This window comes from Bartonella sp. AA74HLJMH (assembly GCF_042197045.1).
In the GTDB taxonomy this organism is placed as follows: domain Bacteria; phylum Pseudomonadota; class Alphaproteobacteria; order Rhizobiales; family Rhizobiaceae; genus Bartonella.
On sequence record NZ_JBHIRJ010000081.1, the window covers coordinates 1 to 1,784 of the forward strand.

The following is a 1,784-nucleotide window of genomic DNA, read 5'->3' on the forward strand; positions in this document are numbered from 1 at the left end:
CATTGTCACCAGCTACCGTCTTTGCTGCCTTTATCAAAGCAACAAAGCTTTCCCTTATCGTTTCTCTCGGATGCATGAGTGTTCCTGTCCAATTAAGTGTATAAAATGATTGACTAGGATTAATAATGATACTATTATTGGTTATGAACAATAAAGTTGAAAAAATAATCAGCTTGATGAAAGCGTCACCAAAGAACATCAAGTTTTCAGATTTGTTGGTTGTATGTGTCTATTTCTTTGGAGAACCACGGAACAATGGTACAAGCCACTTTGTTTTTAAAACACCGTGGCTTGGTGATCCTCGTGTGAATATTCAAAAAGATTCTGGTAACAAAGCAAAAGCTTATCAAGTCAAACAAGTCTTACAAGCGATAGAAAGGATGAAACATGAACAATAATCATTATACATATCGTGTTTTGTGGTCGCAAGAAGATGAGGAATATGTCGGATTGTGTGCAGAATTCCCATCCCTTTCATGGTTAGATGCTCAAGCAGAGAAAGCTTTAAAAGGTATTATGGACCTTGTTTCAGAAGTCGTTGAGGACATGCAACATAATGGAGAAGAAGTTCCTGTGCCTTTGTCACATGGTAAATACAGTGGTAAGTTTCAATTAAGAATACCACCAGAACTCCATAGAAAACTTGCAATACAAGCCGCTGAAAATGGTGTGAGTTTAAACAGATACATTTCTTCTAAACTTTGAATTTTTTAAAATTCTATACACATCAAAAGAAATTTAATTTTTATGAAAACCTCTAAATTAAAACAAATACCCGTTTTTAAGACGGATAAAGAAGCAGAAAACTTTGTCGATACTGCAGATTTTACAGATTATGACTTAACTGGTTTTAAATCCGTTCATTTTGAGTTCTTACCTAAAGAAGTCTCTTGAGCACTCCCCATTTTAAGAACAGGGAGGGGAGTTGTGTTTTTAAGTTAAGCAACCTTTTTAATGGGGTTGTCTAAATCTGGTTCGTAAGTTCGCAACAAAGAATCCATGCTATGTGGAAGTTCTGAAGCTCCAAAATCTGTCAAAATTGCCAAGATTTTTGTAATATTGGGCACGTCATCTTGAAGCTTTAAAACCAGAGCATCTACGACCGATTCCATAACCTCAACTATAGCATTGCAGTTCTTATCTCCAATGCCTCGATGGTTAGAAAGCTTAAACAATGCCATCCACAAATCGCATAAGAAGTCGACACTGCTATTCATTGCACACCCCCAAAGATTTGCTCTCTCAAACATGCCAATCCTCTGGATGTAATTTTTGTTGAAGGGAGTACCTTCTCTGTACCATCCGGTCTTTGAATGGTAATAGCAGGACAGTCCATAAATCCTTTCTTTATCTTATCCTGATAAGGTAACAGAGGTGCCCCTGGAGCCCGTCGATATACCCAGTCATGTTTACGCAAATAATCGGTTAAGTCCTTTGGTCGTACCTCTAACATCTTTGCTGCTTCTATCAAACCGAACAACCCATCAGAACGTTTTAAGCCATCCAAAGCTTCTGCTTTTGGTGCTAATTCAGCAATAACATGATCTTTCTGCTCTATTTGATTTTGTAAGTGATTCAAAACACCAAGCAATGCTTCGGGTTTAGAGTAGTCAACTTGTGGGGTTGCTACTTGTTTCAAAAGCCGTTCACATTTGATAAAGTATAAACGCGCTTCTCTACCTTTCTTATTAGCAGCGTATTCTTGACGAGCAAGTTGGTACTGTATATTGGCAATTAATCTCTCATTGGCTTTTTTTACAATAGCACTTGTAATCTCTGGCTTT

5 protein-coding genes and 1 pseudogene are annotated in these 1,784 nt (G+C 37.4%); 3 read left to right on the top strand and 3 right to left on the bottom strand.

The annotated features are described in order from the left end of the window. A pseudogene (locus ACFINH_RS09730) lies at window positions 1-199 on the bottom strand (hypothetical protein); the annotation flags it as partial. On the opposite strand from ACFINH_RS09730, the gene ACFINH_RS09735 reads away from it, so the two are divergent. Genes ACFINH_RS09735 through ACFINH_RS09745 form a run of 3 tightly spaced genes read left to right on the top strand, consistent with a single transcriptional unit; the run spans window position 126 to window position 894 of the window. Then, window positions 126-398, top strand: coding sequence for a toxin HicA (locus ACFINH_RS09735; protein ID WP_375632962.1), 273 nt, complete (start codon window positions 126-128; stop codon window positions 396-398). The pseudogene ACFINH_RS09730 and the gene ACFINH_RS09735 overlap by 74 nt on opposite strands. Then, a complete protein-coding gene (locus ACFINH_RS09740) occupies window positions 388-705 on the top strand; it encodes a type II toxin-antitoxin system HicB family antitoxin (RefSeq protein WP_004856761.1) in 318 nt (105 codons plus the stop codon). Before ACFINH_RS09735 ends, ACFINH_RS09740 begins: the two co-directional genes overlap by 11 nt. A 42-nt stretch (window positions 706-747) precedes the next feature. Further along, window positions 748-894, top strand: coding sequence for a CopG family antitoxin (locus tag ACFINH_RS09745; RefSeq protein WP_375632964.1), 147 nt, complete (start codon window positions 748-750; stop codon window positions 892-894). 44 nt (window positions 895-938) lie between these two features. Here the strand turns inward: ACFINH_RS09745 and ACFINH_RS09750 are convergent, their stop codons facing one another. Both ACFINH_RS09750 and ACFINH_RS09755 read right to left on the bottom strand, forming a co-directional pair. Continuing rightward, a complete protein-coding gene (locus tag ACFINH_RS09750) occupies window positions 939-1,217 on the bottom strand; it encodes a hypothetical protein (protein ID WP_375632966.1) in 279 nt (92 codons plus the stop codon). Beyond that, the coding region (locus ACFINH_RS09755; protein ID WP_375632968.1) for a phage antirepressor KilAC domain-containing protein at window positions 1,214-1,784 on the bottom strand (571 nt) is incomplete at its 5' end. The genes ACFINH_RS09755 and ACFINH_RS09750, both read right to left, overlap by 4 nt.